This window comes from Arthrobacter sp. KBS0703 (genome assembly GCF_002008315.2).
Classification (GTDB): Bacteria; Actinomycetota; Actinomycetes; order Actinomycetales; family Micrococcaceae; genus Arthrobacter.
This window is the reverse complement of sequence record NZ_MVDG02000001.1, coordinates 3,506,460-3,521,771: the sequence shown is the minus strand read 5'-3', so window position 1 is coordinate 3,521,771 and position 15,312 is coordinate 3,506,460. Positions and strand designations below refer to the sequence as shown.

General features: G+C 67.6%; 15 protein-coding genes and 2 pseudogenes. 9 read left to right on the top strand and 8 right to left on the bottom strand.

The window, feature by feature from the left end; all coding sequences use genetic code 11:
* Positions 1–86: 86 nt before the first annotated feature.
* On the top strand, positions 87–425 hold the full coding sequence (locus B1A87_RS16355) for a thiamine-binding protein (RefSeq protein ID WP_144275851.1): 339 nt from the start codon (positions 87–89) through the stop codon (positions 423–425).
* A gap of 84 nt (positions 426–509) precedes the next feature.
* Positions 510–1,187, top strand: coding sequence for an O-methyltransferase (locus tag B1A87_RS16350; protein WP_144275850.1), 678 nt, complete (start codon positions 510–512; stop codon positions 1,185–1,187).
* Between the two features lie 118 nt (positions 1,188–1,305).
* Here B1A87_RS16350 and B1A87_RS16345 read toward each other — a convergent pair whose 3' ends face one another.
* A complete protein-coding gene (locus tag B1A87_RS16345) occupies positions 1,306–3,516 on the bottom strand; it encodes a VCBS repeat-containing protein (RefSeq protein ID WP_078029105.1) in 2,211 nt (736 codons plus the stop codon).
* A 492-nt stretch (positions 3,517–4,008) separates the two neighbouring features.
* Here B1A87_RS16345 and lepB point away from each other — a divergent pair, with 492 nt between their 5' ends.
* The 5 genes and pseudogenes from lepB to B1A87_RS24120 form a co-directional block, all read left to right on the top strand.
* Entirely contained in the window at positions 4,009–4,497 is a 489-nt protein-coding gene (gene lepB, locus B1A87_RS16340; RefSeq protein WP_260680898.1) for a signal peptidase I, read from the top strand.
* 255 nt (positions 4,498–4,752) lie between these two features.
* The gene (locus B1A87_RS16335) at positions 4,753–5,880 is read left to right on the top strand and encodes a hypothetical protein (RefSeq protein WP_078029107.1); all 1,128 of its coding nucleotides are present in this window, start codon (positions 4,753–4,755) and stop codon (positions 5,878–5,880) included.
* Positions 5,877–6,878, top strand: coding sequence for a PIG-L family deacetylase (locus B1A87_RS16330; protein WP_313902491.1), 1,002 nt, complete (start codon positions 5,877–5,879; stop codon positions 6,876–6,878). The genes B1A87_RS16335 and B1A87_RS16330 overlap by 4 nt, the downstream gene beginning before the upstream one ends.
* Positions 6,879–7,262: a class I SAM-dependent methyltransferase gene (locus tag B1A87_RS24730; protein WP_313902490.1), complete on the top strand. Its 384-nt coding sequence runs from the start codon at positions 6,879–6,881 to the stop codon at positions 7,260–7,262. It begins immediately after the preceding gene.
* A 15-nt stretch (positions 7,263–7,277) separates the two neighbouring features.
* Positions 7,278–7,778: pseudogene (locus tag B1A87_RS24120) on the top strand (glycosyltransferase); the annotation flags it as partial.
* Positions 7,779–8,050: 272 nt separating this feature from the next.
* Here B1A87_RS24120 and B1A87_RS16320 read toward each other — a convergent pair.
* Both B1A87_RS16320 and B1A87_RS16315 read right to left on the bottom strand, forming a co-directional pair.
* Positions 8,051–9,232 carry a YihY/virulence factor BrkB family protein gene (locus B1A87_RS16320; RefSeq protein ID WP_221937590.1) on the bottom strand — a complete coding sequence of 394 codons (1,182 nt, stop codon included), beginning with the start codon at positions 9,230–9,232 and terminating at the stop codon, positions 8,051–8,053.
* A 19-nt stretch (positions 9,233–9,251) separates the two neighbouring features.
* On the bottom strand, positions 9,252–9,494 hold the full coding sequence (locus B1A87_RS16315; protein WP_078029109.1) for a hypothetical protein: 243 nt from the start codon (positions 9,492–9,494) through the stop codon (positions 9,252–9,254).
* A 192-nt stretch (positions 9,495–9,686) separates the two neighbouring features.
* Between B1A87_RS16315 and B1A87_RS16310 the strand changes: the two genes are divergently transcribed.
* Entirely contained in the window at positions 9,687–10,133 is a 447-nt protein-coding gene (locus B1A87_RS16310) for a hypothetical protein (protein ID WP_078029110.1), read from the top strand.
* 104 nt (positions 10,134–10,237) lie between these two features.
* Here the strand turns inward: B1A87_RS16310 and B1A87_RS16305 are convergent, their stop codons facing one another.
* The 4 genes from B1A87_RS16305 to B1A87_RS16290 are packed head-to-tail and all read right to left on the bottom strand — an operon-like array spanning position 10,238 to position 13,351.
* A complete protein-coding gene (locus tag B1A87_RS16305; RefSeq protein ID WP_078029111.1) occupies positions 10,238–11,287 on the bottom strand; it encodes a sulfate/molybdate ABC transporter ATP-binding protein in 1,050 nt (349 codons plus the stop codon).
* A complete protein-coding gene (locus B1A87_RS16300; RefSeq protein WP_078029112.1) occupies positions 11,284–12,105 on the bottom strand; it encodes an ABC transporter permease in 822 nt (273 codons plus the stop codon). Before B1A87_RS16300 ends, B1A87_RS16305 begins: the two co-directional genes overlap by 4 nt.
* Before the next feature lie 22 nt (positions 12,106–12,127).
* Complete coding sequence (gene modA / locus B1A87_RS16295) at positions 12,128–12,901, bottom strand: molybdate ABC transporter substrate-binding protein (RefSeq protein WP_144275849.1); 774 nt, start codon at positions 12,899–12,901, stop codon at positions 12,128–12,130.
* A gap of 39 nt (positions 12,902–12,940) precedes the next feature.
* Positions 12,941–13,351 carry a molybdopterin-binding protein gene (locus B1A87_RS16290; RefSeq protein WP_078029114.1) on the bottom strand — a complete coding sequence of 137 codons (411 nt, stop codon included), beginning with the start codon at positions 13,349–13,351 and terminating at the stop codon, positions 12,941–12,943.
* Positions 13,352–13,535: 184 nt separating this feature from the next.
* On the opposite strand from B1A87_RS16290, the pseudogene B1A87_RS16285 reads away from it, so the two are divergent.
* Positions 13,536–14,324, top strand: a pseudogene (locus B1A87_RS16285) (sigma-70 family RNA polymerase sigma factor); the annotation flags it as partial.
* Between the two features lie 26 nt (positions 14,325–14,350).
* On the opposite strand, the gene B1A87_RS24115 reads toward B1A87_RS16285, so the two are convergent.
* Positions 14,351–15,295: a glycosyltransferase family 9 protein gene (locus B1A87_RS24115; protein WP_144275847.1), complete on the bottom strand. Its 945-nt coding sequence runs from the start codon at positions 15,293–15,295 to the stop codon at positions 14,351–14,353.
* Between the last annotated feature and the right edge of the window lie 17 nt (positions 15,296–15,312).

Genomic DNA, 15,312 nt, shown 5'->3' with positions numbered 1-15,312 from the left:
TTCCCGACTTCGTTACCCAGTGGTAGCGCCAAATATGACGCAGCACACGCCCGGGGGAGTCTGGCGGACCGTGTCAGACTGGACCCATGTTGCTTGCATTTTCAGTCGCCCCGTCCGGAATTCCTGCCGACCCTGCCTACGCGGGGGCCGGTGGCGCAGCGGATGCGTCCGTGCACGACGCCGTGGCCGCCGCCGTCAGCATCGTCCGGGAGTCCGGGCTGCCCAACAAGACCGATTCCATGTTCACCACTATCGAGGGCGAATGGGACGAGGTGTTCGCCGTGGTCAAACGCGCGACGGAGGCGGTGGGCAAGTTCGGCAGCAGGGTGTCCCTGGTGATCAAGGCGGACATCCGGCCCGGCTTCTCGGGTGAGATCACCGCAAAAGTCGATCGCCTGGAAAGCGCCATAGCCGGGGGTTCCTGACCCCGCCGCAGAAGGCAGCGGCGACGCCGGCGGGTGCTGGCAGTACGTCTAGCCCGCCAGCGCGGTTGCTGGGAGACTGGGGCCATGTTTGAGCACAAGCCCCGGCCCGAGTGGGTGGCCGTAGAAGAGTTCCTGTCCGACGTCGTGGTCCATCCGGACGGTGCGCTTAAGCGCGCGGTGCAGTCCGCCGTCGACGCCGGCATGCCGCCCATCGAGGTGACCGCCAATGCGGGCAAGCTGCTGAAGCTGCTGATCATGTCTTCCGGCGCGCGCCGGGTGTTGGAGATCGGCACGCTGGCCGGATTCAGCACCATCTGGATGGCCCAGGGACTTCCCGACGACGGCCAGCTGGTCACGTGTGAATATCTCACCAAACACGCGGACATAGCCCGCGCGAATGTGGACGCTGCCGGGCTGGGCCACAAAGTGGAGATCCGGATAGGCGCGGCGCTGGACACGCTTGCTGCGCTGCAGGCCGAGGGCGGCGCACCGTTCGACTTTGTCTTCATCGACGCGGATAAAGAGAACAACCCGAAGTACCTGGACTGGGCTGTCCGGCTGGGCCGGCCGGGAACCAGCATTGTCATGGACAACGTGGTGTGGGAGGGTGCGGTGCTGGATCCGTCCATGGACGAGGTCAACGCCCCGGGGATCGTCAGCGCGCTGAAGCTGATGGGGGAGGACGCCAGGCTCGACGCCACGGTGATCCAGACGGTGGGGTCCAAGGGCTGGGACGGCTTCGCGCTGGCCGTGGTCCGCTAGCCGGGTTCCCCGGCCCCCTGGCCGCGAAGCCTACAGAGCATAAACCCGGCACGACGCGGCACCGCCCGCGTACTGGCTGTACGCGGGCGGTGCTGCGTCGGAACTCAGAATGCCGGTGCTACATGATGGCGTTCATGGTGTTCCAGCCCGTGCCGATCTGGGCCTTGCCGAGGAAGCCGGTCGCCCCGTTGCCACGGTAGAGAATCAGGTTTCCGGCAGCATCGCGGGCCGTCAGGTCAGCCCGACGGTCGCCGTTGAAGTCCCCCGTCCCGGCAACGCTCAGGCCGTTCCAGCCGGATCCGATCTGGACCCTGCCGAGGAACGATCCGAAGCCGTTGCCACGGTAGAGCCAGAGGTTTCCGGCCGTATCGCGGGCGGCCAGGTCGGCCTTGCCGTCGCTGTTGAAGTCACCGGTAGCCACGATGGCATTCATCGTGTTCCAGCCGTTGCCGATCTGGGTCCGTCCGAGGAAGCCGCCCGTGCCATTGCCGAGGTAAAGGTACAGGTTTCCGGCGGCATCCCGTGCTGCCAGGTCGGGCTTGCGGTCGCCGTTGAAGTCGCCGGGGGCGACGATGTTGTTCAACCCGGTCCAGCCGTTGCCGATCTGGACGCGTCCGGTGAAGCCGCTTGCGCCGTTGCCGCGGTAGAGCCAGAGGGCACCAGCGGAGTCCCGGGCCACGATGTCCGCTTTGCGGTCACCATTGAAGTCGCCGGTGCTGACCATGGCGGTCATGCTGCCCCAGCCGTTGCCGATCTGGAGCCTGGGGAGGAAGCCGCCGGTTCCGTTGCCCCGGTAGAGCCAAAGCCTTCCGGCAGTGTCCCTGGACACGATGTCCGCCCGGCCGTCGCTATTGAAGTCCTGAAGCTTGGGCGTGGCGGCGGCCGCCGTGCCCTGCCCGATCTGCACAGTGCGGCTTGCGAGGGCGCTGACGTTTCCGGCCGCATCCGTGGCCCGAACGTTGAAGACGTACGTGCCGTTGGCCTGTGCATCCCAGGTCCTGGGTGAGGCGCAGGTGGCATCCCAAATGGGGTTGCTGGGCTGCAGCTGGCATTCGAACCTTGCCCCGGCTTCACCCGAGAAGCTAAGCGTGGGCGTGTTGTCCAAGCTCGGTGTTGACGGGAACGGCGCCGTGACGGAAACGCCGGGCGCAGTGGTGTCCACCGTGAACGTCAGCGTCGAGGAGACTAGGAACTGCGGCTGGGTGGGATCGGCTGCGAAGGCCGGATTGGTGATGCGGGACTGCACCCGGTGAACGCCCTGCGGCAGGGCCGCCAGCGTTGCGGAGTAGGTGGAGCCGGAAAGCGTTGTCGCCCGGGGGGCGCCGGCGTCGACAATCAACTGAACGGGTCCGGACGCGCCGGCTGGAAGCGTCCCGGTGATGGTCGGTGTTGTCACACGGGTGACGTTGTCCGTCGAGGAACGGCCGGTGTCGCTGGCCGCCGCCAGGTCGGGAGCGGACGGTGCGCCGTCTGAAGCTCCGTCTATGAGCCCCTGGACAGTGAACGTGTTGACCGTGAGCGTGTCGACTCCGGAGCCGCCAGCATCAGGGCCTGTCACGATGACGGCGTTGGTGCCGGACGGGGCGCCCGTGACGGTCCTGGCGGTATTGATGTCGCCCAATGTTCCGGCGGCGGCGCCGTCCTGGCGGAGGAAGGTGGCGGTGGATCCCGAGGCGAAGTCGCCAAGGAATGAAGCACCGACGCTGGCCCAGTCACAGGCAGCCGTAGCGGACGGAGTGCAGCCTTCATCGAGGGTCACGTTGATTTCACCCAGGCTCGGATCCTGCGGGTCCGCTGCTGCCGTGAAGGTGTGGACGCCGTAGGGGTGGGTGATGGTGTACGAGGCTCCCGCCACGAGGTTGTTCAGCCGGAACCGCAGCCGGCCGAATCCCATCTGGTCGCCGTCGACCACAGGCCCGTTAACGTGGGCTGCCTCAAGGGCAGCCTCGTAGAGACCGAGATTCCCGCCGCTGGCCTCGGCATTGAACCAGAAGGCCTCATCCGGGAAGTTGTCCGGGTAGGACGCCGGCGAGTTCGGGTCTGGCGGCTCGGTGAGGCACCCGCTGTTGGCGATGTAGCACAACTGCAGCTTGACGGTTCCGTCCGAATACCAGGTGGGGAAGCCGTTGGCCGAATCCACGGGACCCATTCCGGCCGTTTCGGCGCCGGCCGGAACCGCGCCCAGCGGTGCGAGTGCGGCGGCCAACAGGGCCCCCGCAGCAACAGGGGCGAGACGTGCCGCGGCGGTCGGCGTGGACCGGCGGTGGGCGGGTTCGATGCGGTTTGTTCCGTCCGGCATCATCGGCCGTTTCACGGATTGCGAGAACATGGTGACTCCTTAGATGGACACTCGATTTGTGGCCCCCAGTACCCTCAAGGCCAGGCCAGAAAGTCATTCCCGACCAATTTCAAAGTGAACTAAAGACCTTGGATAAAAGTCGGATAAAACCAGCCGCTGAGGCGGAAATATGGCTCCGCAGGCCGTTCTTGGGCGGACGCCGGGTCTGGTGCCGATGGGGATACGGCACAGGACCCGGCGGTCCTGGTCCGTCACCGGCGGCGGCCACCGTCCGGTTCAGGACAATGACAAGCGTGCGGGCAGGGACTTGGGAATTTCCCGGGACCGGCCTCTTCGCAGGTCTCTGGACCGCCCAGCGAGGGGGTCGGGAGGGTCCTTCCCGGCCTGCGGGGTTAGACCATCGATTTGAGGGGGCCTAAATAGGGGTGGCGCCAAATCAGCCCCTGCGGGCCTGCTGGCGGCTCCGGTTTTTTCCAAGACGGCCCGGTCATGCTCCTGGCAGCATACGAAAGGAGCTCCGTCGTGACCGATTCCCGGCGGGGAAAGAAAATCACGACGGCGGCCCTGCTGGCGGCGGCCGTGCTGGCCGCGCGCCTGTGGGTAGTGGAGCCGGTGACGGTCAGCTCGGAAAGCATGGAACCGGCAGTGCCCCGGGGGAGCACTGTGCTGATATTCAAGCCAGGGCCGGTCCTGGGCGGACTCAGGGCCGGCGATCTTGTGGTGTTCACGAGTCCGGAGGACGGCAGCCCTGCAATTAAGCGTGCCATTGCCTTCCAGGGCCAGACGGTGGCAATCGAGGACTCAGTGCTGGTGGTGGACGGCGTACCGCAGCCCGAACCGGGCATTGACCACAGCCGGATCGACGGTACGTATTTTGGGCCGGTCACGGTGCCCGCCGGCCACGTTTTTGTCCTCGGCGACAACCGGGCCGGGTCCATCGACTCACGGACATACGGCAGCGTGCCGGTGGGAAACGTTCAGGCCACCGTGCTGTGGCCGGCCGGGCACTAGGAACAGCCGGACACCACCGGCAGCCGGACCGAGGAGCGTCCCGGCGCCCGGAACCGGGCGGAAACCGTGCAGCGCGCGCGGCCTGCGGCGCCGAAGCTAAGTATGCTTGGAATGATGGTCCCGGCCGCAGGCGGCCGGTCCCTGGCATACTGCAGCGGAGGAAGAGATGAAAGCATCCCAGGCGTTGGCCGCCAACCCTCAAAGGGTCGTCGCCGACCTGGTCGAGCTGCAGCGCGCGATGTCAGCGAGCAGTGCATGACCCCGCCGCACCGCCCCTGGCAGGCAGTTGGCATCAGTTCCTCCCCGAAGCAGCTGGCGGAGCTGGACACCACCCTGGAGGCGATGGCCGCTGCCGTGGGGGACGTACCGGCACTCCTGGCCGCAGCCAATCAGGCGGGCCGGTTCGCTCCCAAGCCGGGAGAAGGCCAGACAGCCCGGCTGTGGGAACTCCTGGCCTCCGTAGCTGCGATTGACGTGGCTGCGGGCCGCATCCTGGAACCCCATCTGGACGCCGGCGCCATCCTGTCCCAGGCAAGGGCCGCAGACTCCTTCACCGGAACCTGGGGCGTCTTTGCCGCCGAGGCCCCGGGCACACGCCTTACCGCCGTGCCCCAGTCCGGCGGCGAACCATCCGACGGCGAACACGGCGGCGAACACGGCGGCGTGCGCCTCAGCGGGTCTAAACCGTGGTGCTCGCTGGCGCAGTTCGTGGACCATGCCGTCGTGACGGCACATACGCAATCAGGCGGCCGGGCCGCTTTCGCCATAGACCTCAGGGATGCCGGTGTGACCTGCGTCGACCCGGAATGGACAAGCCGGGGCCTGCGGGAAATACCCAGTGGAACCGTCCACTTCGACCGTGTTCCGGCGGTGCCGCTGGGCGGAGACGGCTGGTATTTCCAGCGCCCGGGCTTCGCCTGGGGCGGCATGGGGGTCGCCGCGTGCTGGCTGGGCGGCGCGGTGGCGCTGGGCCGGCATTTCAAGGCAGCCCTGATACGCGGGGCACAGTCCCAGCGGGAACCTGACCAGGTGGCGCTCGCGAGCCTCGGCGAAGTGGACCGGATCCTCACATCCGCCCTCCAGTATCTTGCCCGGACTGCAGAACTCATCGACGCCCGCCCGGGACATGGGGAACTGCCGGAAGAACCGGGCAGGAGTTCCGGCGCGTGGAGCGAGGCGCTCCGGGTCCGCGGGACCGTTGCTGCCGCCGTCGAACGCGTCCAGCTCCTGGTGAGCCAGAACCTGGGACCCGGGCCGCTGGCGTTCGACGAGCGGTATGGCAAGTGCATGGCGGACCTGTCGCTGTACGTCCGGCAGCACCATGCCCTGCGGGACGACGCGCAGCTGGGCGCCCTCACGCTCAAGGGCGAGCACGAGTGGTGAGCTTTTCGCACACTGACGCCGGCACGGACGAATCAGCCTGGGAGGCGGCCGGGCTGGCCACGCTGGGCGAGTTGCCGCTGGACCAGGGCGAGCTGGCCGGCACGGCATTCATCCTCCTTGCAGCCCACCCGGACGACGAAACGCTTGGAGCAGGCGGCCTGCTGGCGCGGCTGAAGGCGGCAGGTGCCGAGGCGGAGGTGCTGTTGTGTACCGCGGGGGAGGCGTCCCATCCGGTCTCTCCGACCACCACGCCGGAGCAGCTGGCCGCGGTCCGGCTCGAAGAGTTCGGGCGCGCGATGTCCGTGCTCCGGCCCACGGGCGGCTGGCAGTTCCTGGAGCTTCCGGACGGCCGGCTGGCAGAACACCGCGGGGAGATAGCGCGGCACGCTCAAGACGCCATCGGCCGGCACCGCGGCCCGGCTGAGCGGCTGGTGATTGTTGCCCCCTACCGCTCCGACGGGCACCCGGACCACGACACGCTGGGCGCTATCGCGGCCGAACTCGCGCAGGCGGGCGGCCACGGGCTGCTGGAATATCCCATCTGGTACTGGCTTTGGGCAACTCCGGAACACCCGGAATGGCGCCGCTGGGTGCGGCTGCCGCTGGGCGCCGAGGAACAGCGGGCGAAACAGGGCGCCCTGCGGACCCACGCCTCGCAGCTGGAACCCCTGTCCGAGCGGCCTGGGGACGAGGCGCTCCTGGCGGACCATTTCCTGGCGCACTTTGAACGCCCCTTCGAGGTGTTCTCCTGGCTTCCTCCGGTATCCGGAACGCTGGGCGCCCGCGACGCCGAGGGCGTCTTTGATGCCCTGCATCGCCGGGCCGATGACCCGTGGGGGTACGACGTCAGCTGGTATGAGCAGCGCAAGCGGGCGCTGACGCTCGCTGCCCAGATGTGTATAAGAGACAGCCGGGCTGGAAGTGGGTTGCTCGATCGGCACCTTGAGCGCGGAGCTAGCCGGGCGGTGCGGACGGTCCTGTCTCTTATACACATCTAGATGTGTATAAGAGACAGGGCCAGGGCGGCCCAGCGGCTGGCACCCTTTGCCGCCGCCGAGGCCAGGCAGCTCACGGTTCCGCAGCACTGGCCGGACGGCGGCTTCGACCTGATCGTGCTGTCCGAAGTGGGCTACTACCTTGCGCCGTTGGAGCTCGACGGGCTGTTCACGAGGATCGTCGGATCGCTGGCCCCCGGCGGGACCCTGCTGCTGTGCCATTGGAGGCATCCCATTTCCGGCTGGGAGCTCGACGGCGATGGCGTCCACGCGCGGGCACGTCACCGGCTCGGATGGCCCACCGCCGGCCTGTACCGGGAGCGTGATTTTGTGATCGAAACGTTCCTTGCGCCGGAGCCGCCGAGTGAGGCCGGATCCGTTGAATAACGCCGGAGGCTTCGGATGAGCCCTGAGCCGGTGCGGCCGCCGGTCCGCAGGGTTGAGGTGGTGATGCCGGCCCATGACGAGGAATACCACATCGAGCACGCCCTCCGTGCGCTCCAGGCGGCAGCGCAGGCACTGGCCGAACGGCGGCCCTCAGTCACCGTCGGAATCACCGTGGTCCTGGACCACTGCACCGACGGTTCGGCTGACATCGCTGCCCGCATCGCCGCAACAGACGAGCGGTTCAGCGTGCTGCACCAAACCTTCCGCAACGCCGGCGCCAGCAGGGCCGCCGGAGTGGCGGCCGCCCTTGGCCACGGCCCGCCGCGCCTGGAAAACACCATCCCGGAAAGCCCAGGCCCGGAACGCCCGGGCCTGGGCGGCATCTGGCTGGCCAGCACGGACGCCGATTCGCGTGTCCCGGAGAACTGGCTATGGCGCCAGCTCGAGTTGGCCGATGCCGGCTGGGACGTGGTGCTGGGTTCCGTCGAGCCGGATCCCCGCGGCATGGATCCTGAAGTCCTCCGGAGGTGGCGCAGCCGGCATCCCGTTCAAGAGCGCCACCCCCATGTGTACGGAGCCAACCTGGGCGTCAGGGCGTCGGCGTACCTGCTGGCCGGAGGCTTTCCGGAAATACCGTCCTCGGAGGACAGCGTCCTGGTGGGCCGGCTGCGGCGGCGCGGATTCGCGGTGGTGGCCACCGATACCATCCGTGTGGTGACATCGGGGCGGACCTCCGCGCGGGCACCCCACGGCTTCGGAGCGTACCTGCGGACGCTGGGGGCTGTCTCTTATACACATCTAGATGTGTATAAGAGACAGTGGCTGTCGCGCCCGGCTGACCGGCCGCCGCGGTCCGGGGCCGCGCCTGCGCGGCGGTTCCCGCCGTCGTCGTCCGCCCCGGCGCCGCCTTCCTCGCTGTACTTCTCGCGCAGTTCCCGTCCGCGCCGGATGTCCTCTTCTTCCTTCTCCTGGAGTTTGTCGCTCTTCTTGGTATCGCGGGGCGGCAGCTGAATCGTTTCCTCCGCCTCGATGCCCGCCTGCAGCTGCCTGCCGCGCTCCATTTCGGCGTCAAACTCCGCGCCAAACAGGAGGGACATGTTCAGGATCCACAGCCACAGCAGCATCACAATGACGCCGCCGATCGCACCGTACGTCTTGTCGTAGCTGCTGAAGTTGGCCACATAGAACCCGAACCCGACGGAGGCGAGCACGAACGCCATCAAGGCAATGACGGAGCCAATGCTCATCCACCGGATCTTCGGCTGCCTGACATTGGGAGTGGCGTAGTAGAGCACGGCAATGATCACGATGACCAGCAGGAGGATAACCGGCCACCTCGCAATGTTCCAGACCGTCAGGAACACGCCGCCGAGCCCCAGGACGCCGCCCACAGCTTCGGCCACCGGGCCACTGACCACCAGCATTGCCGCCAGGAGCGCCGCGATGACGACGGCAAGAAGCGTAACTCCGAGCATCGTCCCCCTGAGCTTGACGAACCCGCGGCCTTCATCGATTTCGTAAACCCGGTTCATGGCGCGGCCGAACGCGCCCACATACCCGGAAGCGGACCAAAGAGCCGTCGCGAGCCCGATCACCAGGGCGAACCCGGCGGCGGGGGACCTGGTGAGTTCCTCAATAGGCTGGCGGATCATGTCCACGGTGGAACCGGGCGCGATGCCCTGCACAATGTCGAGGAGTGCCGCCGTCGTCTTTTCCGGCTGGCCAAAGATCCCCAGCAGCGAAACCAGTGCGAGCAGTGCCGGGAACAGCGATAGGACGCCATAGTAGGTGAGGCCGGCCGCGAGGTCGGGGCACTGGTCCGACGTAAACTCGCGGAGCGTCTTGCGGGCGATGTACTTCCACGACGGTTTGGTGACGTCCGACGGGCTGTCGGGCTTGCGTTCGTCGTCCGGGGCCGGCGCTGTGGCCGCTTTGGCCGTACTGGTGTCGGGGGCTTCGTTCGGGGCCATGAGGCCATCCTTTCCGTCGTCACTCACCCTGCGGGCGGGCGGCGTTCCTGCGGTCGAGGGTGAGCGGGTCGCTGCCCGAAGGGTCGTCGGCCGGCTGCTTTCCGGCGAGCGGATCATCAGCCATCCCCGTGCCGGATGCTGGACTTTCGGCCAGTTGGGTGGAATTCAGCGGGTTGGGGACGTGGGGAGGCACGCTGGCCGGAGTGCCTGTGTCCCCGGGCGCTTCAGGGCCGTCCTCCGGAAGCTGTTGGTCGTCTTTCATCGCCGCTCTCTCTCGAAGAAGGTGGGCCGCGGATCACCACCCGGCATTGCTGGCCCTAAATAGTAAGCATGATTACTATTAGATTGTAAGTACCACGATTGCCGCTAGTTCAATTGGTCGCGCGTTCAGGTGCAACCCGCTGTACGCGCACATGGCCGGCCGGTGCTGGATAGGGAGAGAGGTGGATCCACGGTGGATGCAACCGTCTGGATTTGGATCGTCGTTGTCATTGTCGTCATCGCACTCATTGTTCTGCTCATGAACCGCAGGCGCAGGGAAGCGTTCCGGCAGAAGCGCGATGAGCAGAACCGTCAGCATGCGGCCGAAATCCGCAGCAAAGCTGAGGAGTCGGAACTTCAGGCCCGTGAAAATGAAGCCCAGGCCATGCGTGCCAAAGCCGATGCCGAGAAGGCCCAGGTTGAGGCGGCAAGGCTCCGCCAGCAGGCCGAGCAGCGGCAGGCTGAGGCGCAGGGCTTCCGGACGGACTCCGAGAAGCACCTTCACAAGGCCAATGCCCTGGACCCGGACGTGGATGAGGACGGCGGCCGGCGGGCTGACGCGGACGCTGGGCGCGACGTTGACGCGGACCGGGATCCGCGAACCGATGCGGACACGCGGCGGACCAACCCGCGGGAGTAGCGGGCCGCCCGGATTCGCCACGGCCGGCTATTCCGTGCCCCGGCTCTTCCCTGCTGGCGCTGGGGGAAGGTGTCCGGGGCTCCCCGTCCTGAGGCGGCAGCTGCCTAGGCCGGGTAGATGGCGATGGCGGCTGCCTTGATGACAAAGTAGACGGTCATGCCGGGCGTCAGTCCGAGGTCGGCCGACGCGGCCGGTGTGATGTCGGCGGACAGGCCGCCTCCGTGGACGCGGATCTGGTCGCCGTGCGGCTCGAGGTCCGTGATGGCGACGCGGAATGAGTTGCGCGGGCTGCCGTGCTCCGCCGTGAGGAACACGGACACTGCCGAGGGCGGAAAAGCCGCAACGCCGTCCTGCCCGGAGGCGATGGTGTCGGCGGAGTTGCCGGCGACAAACTGTCCTTGGGGAGTGGTGATGCCGTGGTCGCCGACAATCCCGGTCACGAGGTTCAAGCCGGCCAGTCCTGCCGCGAACCGGCTGCGCGGCTTTTCGAGGACGTCACGCGTGGGTCCTTGCTCACTGATCCGGCCGTCCTCAAGGACGATCACCCTGTCTGCCAGCATCAGGGCGTCAAGGATGTCGTGGGTGATGATGATGGCCCTGCGGCCGGCAAGGACGCGCTTGAGGAGACGGCGGAGCAGCGGGGCGGCGTGGATGTCCAGGGCAGCCATGGGCTCGTCGAGGAGCAGCAGTTCGGGGTCGGCGGCCAGGGCGCGGGCAACGGCAACACGCTGGGCTTGTCCCCCCGAGAGCTGTCCGGGTCGTCGTGAGGCGAGGGATTCGGCGTCGACCTCGGTCAGCCAGTGCATTGCTGTGGCGCGGGCCTCGGCGCTGGAGGCGCCGGCGCTGCGCGGTCCGAACGCGACGTTGTCCAATGCGCTCAGGTGCGGAAACAGCAGGGCCTCCTGGGCCAGGAGCGCCGTGCCCCGGCTGTGCGGAGCACTCCAGGCGGTCCGGCCGGCCGCCAGGTCGAAGAGTACCTCGTCCCCGATCGATGCCTTGCCGGTGTCGGGGCGCAGCAGGCCGGCGATGATCGCGAGGAGCGTTGACTTGCCGGCGCCGTTGGGGCCGAGGACGGCGACGGTCTCGGCCGGCCCCAGGCTGAGGGAGACATCGAAGCCTCGTGCCGCAAGGCTGGCATCCAGCTGAAACGTCATTGCGGCGCCCTTTCCGGCAGTGCCCCGCTGCGGGGGCGACGGTAGGAGAGTCCGACGACTGTGACGGCCACGGCAACAAGGACGAGGGAGAGCGCGACGGCGGCATCGGCGTCGGTCTCCCGTTGCAGGTAGATCTCCAGCGGGAGGGTTCGGGTCACGCCTTGAAGGCTGCCGGCGAAGGTAAGGGTGGCCCCGAATTCCCCCAGGCTGCGTGCGAACGACAAAACCGCGCCGGAGGCCAGGCCGGGCAGGACCAGCGGGATGGTGACGCGGCGCAGCACGGTGGACGGGCGCGCCCCGAGCGTTGCGGCGACGGCCTCGTATTTGTTGCCGGCGGTGCGCAGGGCGCCCTCGAGGCTGACCACGAGGAACGGCAGTGCGACGAACGTTTGGGCAAGGACGACGGCGGTGGTGGAGAAGGCGATCTGGATTCCGGCGAGTTCGAGGTTCTTGCCAAGGAGGCCCTGGCGTCCGAACGTGTAGAGCAGGGCGATGCCTCCCACGACGGGAGGCAGGACCAGGGGCAGCAGGACGAAGGCCCGGAGCAGCCGCTGGCCGGGGAACCGGTTCCGGGCCAGGACCAGTGCCAAGGGCACGCCAAAGATGACGCACAGGGCAGTGCTTCCGGCTGACGTCCGCAGGCTCAGGCCCAGGGCCGTGACTGAGGATTCGGATGTGATCAGCGGGATGAACTGCGGCCAGTTGACCTTGGCCACCATGGCCACCAGCGGCAGCAGGACAAAAAGTGCTCCTGCCGCCGCGATGGCGTAAATCCATGGCGGGATGCCGGTGTAGCCGGTGCCGCTGCGTCGGTTCATGCCGTCCTTACGGGGTGCCGAATTAGGGGGTGCCGAATCCGGCGTCGTTCAGCACTTTCTTGCCCTCGCTGCCGGTGACCATGGCGATAAAGGCGGCGGCCAGGTCCTTGTTCTTGCTCGCGCCGACGGTGGCGATCGGGTACGTGTTCACGGCCTTGCCCGACTCGGCGAAAGGGATGCCCTTGACCTTGCCGCCGGCGGTTGTCACATCGGTCACGTAGACGAGCCCGGCATCAGCCTCGCCGGAGGTGACCTTGCCCAGGACGTCGGTGACGGAGGACTCTTCGCTGACCGGCTCCAGGGTAGTGCCGGTAGCCTGTTCGACCTTGTCGGTGGCAGCGCCACACGGGACCTGGGGGGCGCAGACGACCACCTTCACCCCCGGCTTGGCCAGATCGGCAAAGGAGCTGATCGACGCCGGGTTGGCCGGCGGGACGGCGATCTCGAGGACGTTCGTGGCGAAGTTGCTGGCGGTCCCGTCGATGAGTTTCGCCTCGGAAAGCTTGGTCATATTCTTCGTGTCGGCGGAAGCGAAGACGTCGGCCGGGGCGCCCTGGCTGATCTGCGTGACCAGGTCCGAGGATCCGGCGAAGTTCAGCGTGATTTTGGTCCCGGGGTTCTTGACCTCGAAGTCGCTGGCCAGCTTGGTGAAGGTCGACTTCAGGGACGCCGCGGCGAAGACAGTGATGGTGCCGGACTTTCGGGCGGCCTCGCTGGCGTTGGCCGAGCCGCCCGCAGCCGGGCTCGTAGTGCCGGAGGCGCAGCCGGACAGGCCCGCGGCCAGCGCGCCGGGCATAAGAGACAGGCACTGCGGCGAGCCGTGTGCGGGTGATCCTCATACGATGCTCTTTCCTCGGGGTGTTTCGATGATGACGGTGGTGGCTTTGACGACGGCGGTAGCGACGGATCCGAGCTCAAGCCCGAGTTCCCGCACGGCCTCGCTGCTCATGAGGGACACAACGCGGAACGGGCCGCATTGAAGCTCGACCTGCGCCATGACTTTGTCGGCCGTGATGCCGGTGACAAGGCCGACGAAGCGGTTGCGGGCCGAGCTGCCCACGCGGGTGGGGTCCCCGGGCAGCTGCGCCTGGTCGCGGGCGAGGTGGGCGAGTTCCAGTCCATCCACGGCCAGGCGGCCGGACTCATCCTTGCCCGGCGTCAGGATCCCGCTCTCCGTCCAGCGCCGTACGGTGTCGTCACTGACCCCGAGAAAACGCGCTGCTTCTGACACTCGAAATTTCGGCATGCTCCCATATTCCCCTATTTGCGGTTCTTTTGGGCATTATGAGCCGCAAATCAGTATGTGACTGTTCCGAGGGGGCTTGCCCGGGATGCATGGGACCGTTGTTTTATAAGTACACTTATGATTTCCTTCTCCTAAGTCTTGCCGCAGGCTTTCTAGAGATCCAGGTCGAAGGAATCCGACGACAATGCCAGAGAATCCTCCACTAATGGCCGTGACCGTGACACCGGTGCCCACTGCAGATCTCCACTACGACGGCGCCGGCGCCCGGTCCGCTGAGCGTCGTGACAGGCATCCTGCCCCGGGGGCGGGCGGCGTCCATGACGCGGTCCAAAATGAGCTGGTGCTGAACTACCTCGACCTTGCCGAGTCCCTAGCGTCACGCTTTGCCGCGCGCGGCAGGGAGCGCTCCGATCTGGTCCAGGTCGCGTACCTGGGGCTGATCAAGGCAGCCAGGGGCTTCGACAAGGAAAAGGGCGAGAGCTTTCCGGCGTACGCCGCCCCGACCATCAGCGGTGAACTGAAGCGGTTTCTGAGGGACCGCTGCTGGACCGTGCGGCCCCCGCGGCGCGTCCAGGACGTGCGGACGCAATTGCTTCGCACCGTGCCGGACCTTACCCAGGCACTCGGCCGCGTTCCTTCAACCGAGGAACTGGCGCACGAACTCGGCGTCAGCCCGGAGGACGTCCGGGAGGCCCACGCGGCGGCCAGCAGCATGCATCCGTATTCGCTGGACACCGCCGATCCTTGGGGCGGTCCGTCGATGGCGGAGGTGTTGGTCTCGCCCGAGGCACCGATCGAGCATCTGGAGGACCTGCTCTGCCTGAACGAGGCGATCCTGGAGCTTGACCCCGACGACCGCGAACTGCTGTATTTGCGGTATTTCGAGGAGGTGACCCAGGCTGATCTCGGCAGGCGGTTCGGGATCTCCCAGATGCAGGTATCGCGGCGCCTGGCGCGCATCCTCGTGCGGCTGCAGCGCAGGCTGCTGGCAGAGGACGATCAGGCCGGCCGGAGCTCGCGCGCCGCCGCAAGCACATCCTGCACGGTCACCGCCAGCAACGCGGGGTCCGGTGTGGCTGCGAACGCGTCGCCCCGGCGAACCCGGGCATCGGTAAGCACAACGTGCGGGCCCGGCGGCGGGCCCCAGGCCTCCACCGGCGCGGGGCCGAACAGCACTACCGAGGGCCGGGAGTAGGCGGAGGCAAGGTGGGCCGCGCCGGTGTCCGCTGAGATCACCAGCCCGGCTTCCCCAATGCAGGCCGCAAATTCGGACAGCCGAAGACGGCCCGCCAAAACGACGTCTTCACCGAGTCCCGCCATGTGTGCCACCTCGACTGCCCGCTGACGCTCCGCGGTGCTGCCGGTGAAGACTATCTGGTGCCCTTCCGCGGCCAGCTTCCTGGCGACCCCGGCGAAGCGCTCCCCGGGCCACAGCCGGCTGCCGTACGCGGCGCCGACGTGCAGGACCGTTGCACCCGGGCAGGGGCTGGCCACCGCCGGAGGGTGAAGCCTGTAGTCGGCGGAGTCGGCTTCGATGCCGTGCCACCGGAGCAGCCGGGTCCACCGCTCGCGCTCGTGGATCCCGTCGACCCACCGCGGGCCCGGCCTGGCCGCGGTCCGGTGTCCGATTACCGTGTGTGCCGCCAGGGCCGAGAGGCGCGCTTCACTCTCCGGCCCGCAGCCGTGGAGGTTCACCGCCACGTCAACCCGGCCGGGTTCGATGGGAATCGGGACGTCCAGTCCGTGCGTGGGCAGCAGTTCGTACCCGCCCACCAGTTCCAGTGCCTCCTCCAGCCAGCCCTGAGCGGCGTACACCAGCCGGTGGTCAGGGTAGGCCCGCTGCAGCGCACGGAGCGCCGGCACAGCGACCAGCAGGTCGCCCAGCTTCAGTGCCCTCAGTACCAGCAGCAGCGGCCGGTCCGGGCCGCTGTTCGACGCCTCCACCGCTTGGCCTCCTTCGC

Bases quoted from the DNA above. Each gene is read 5' to 3' on its own strand.
- B1A87_RS16350 (WP_144275850.1), top strand. From the start codon at position 510: ATGTTTGAGCACAAGCCCCGGCCCGAGTGGGTGGCCGTAGAAGAGTTC.
- B1A87_RS16305 (WP_078029111.1), bottom strand. From the start codon at position 11,287: ATGACGTTTCAGCTGGATGCCAGCCTTGCGGCACGAGGCTTCGATGTC.
- B1A87_RS16290 (WP_078029114.1), bottom strand. From the start codon at position 13,351: ATGCCGAAATTTCGAGTGTCAGAAGCAGCGCGTTTTCTCGGGGTCAGT.
- B1A87_RS24730 (WP_313902490.1), top strand. From the start codon at position 6,879: ATGTGTATAAGAGACAGGGCCAGGGCGGCCCAGCGGCTGGCACCCTTT.
- modA (WP_144275849.1), bottom strand. From the start codon at position 12,901: ATGCCCGGCGCGCTGGCCGCGGGCCTGTCCGGCTGCGCCTCCGGCACT.
- B1A87_RS16315 (WP_078029109.1), bottom strand. From the start codon at position 9,494: ATGAAAGACGACCAACAGCTTCCGGAGGACGGCCCTGAAGCGCCCGGG.
- B1A87_RS16345 (WP_078029105.1), bottom strand. From the start codon at position 3,516: ATGTTCTCGCAATCCGTGAAACGGCCGATGATGCCGGACGGAACAAAC.
- B1A87_RS16335 (WP_078029107.1), top strand. From the start codon at position 4,753: ATGACCCCGCCGCACCGCCCCTGGCAGGCAGTTGGCATCAGTTCCTCC.
- B1A87_RS16320 (WP_221937590.1), bottom strand. From the start codon at position 9,232: ATGGCCCCGAACGAAGCCCCCGACACCAGTACGGCCAAAGCGGCCACA.
- B1A87_RS16355 (WP_144275851.1), top strand. From the start codon at position 87: ATGTTGCTTGCATTTTCAGTCGCCCCGTCCGGAATTCCTGCCGACCCT.
- B1A87_RS16300 (WP_078029112.1), bottom strand. From the start codon at position 12,105: ATGAACCGACGCAGCGGCACCGGCTACACCGGCATCCCGCCATGGATT.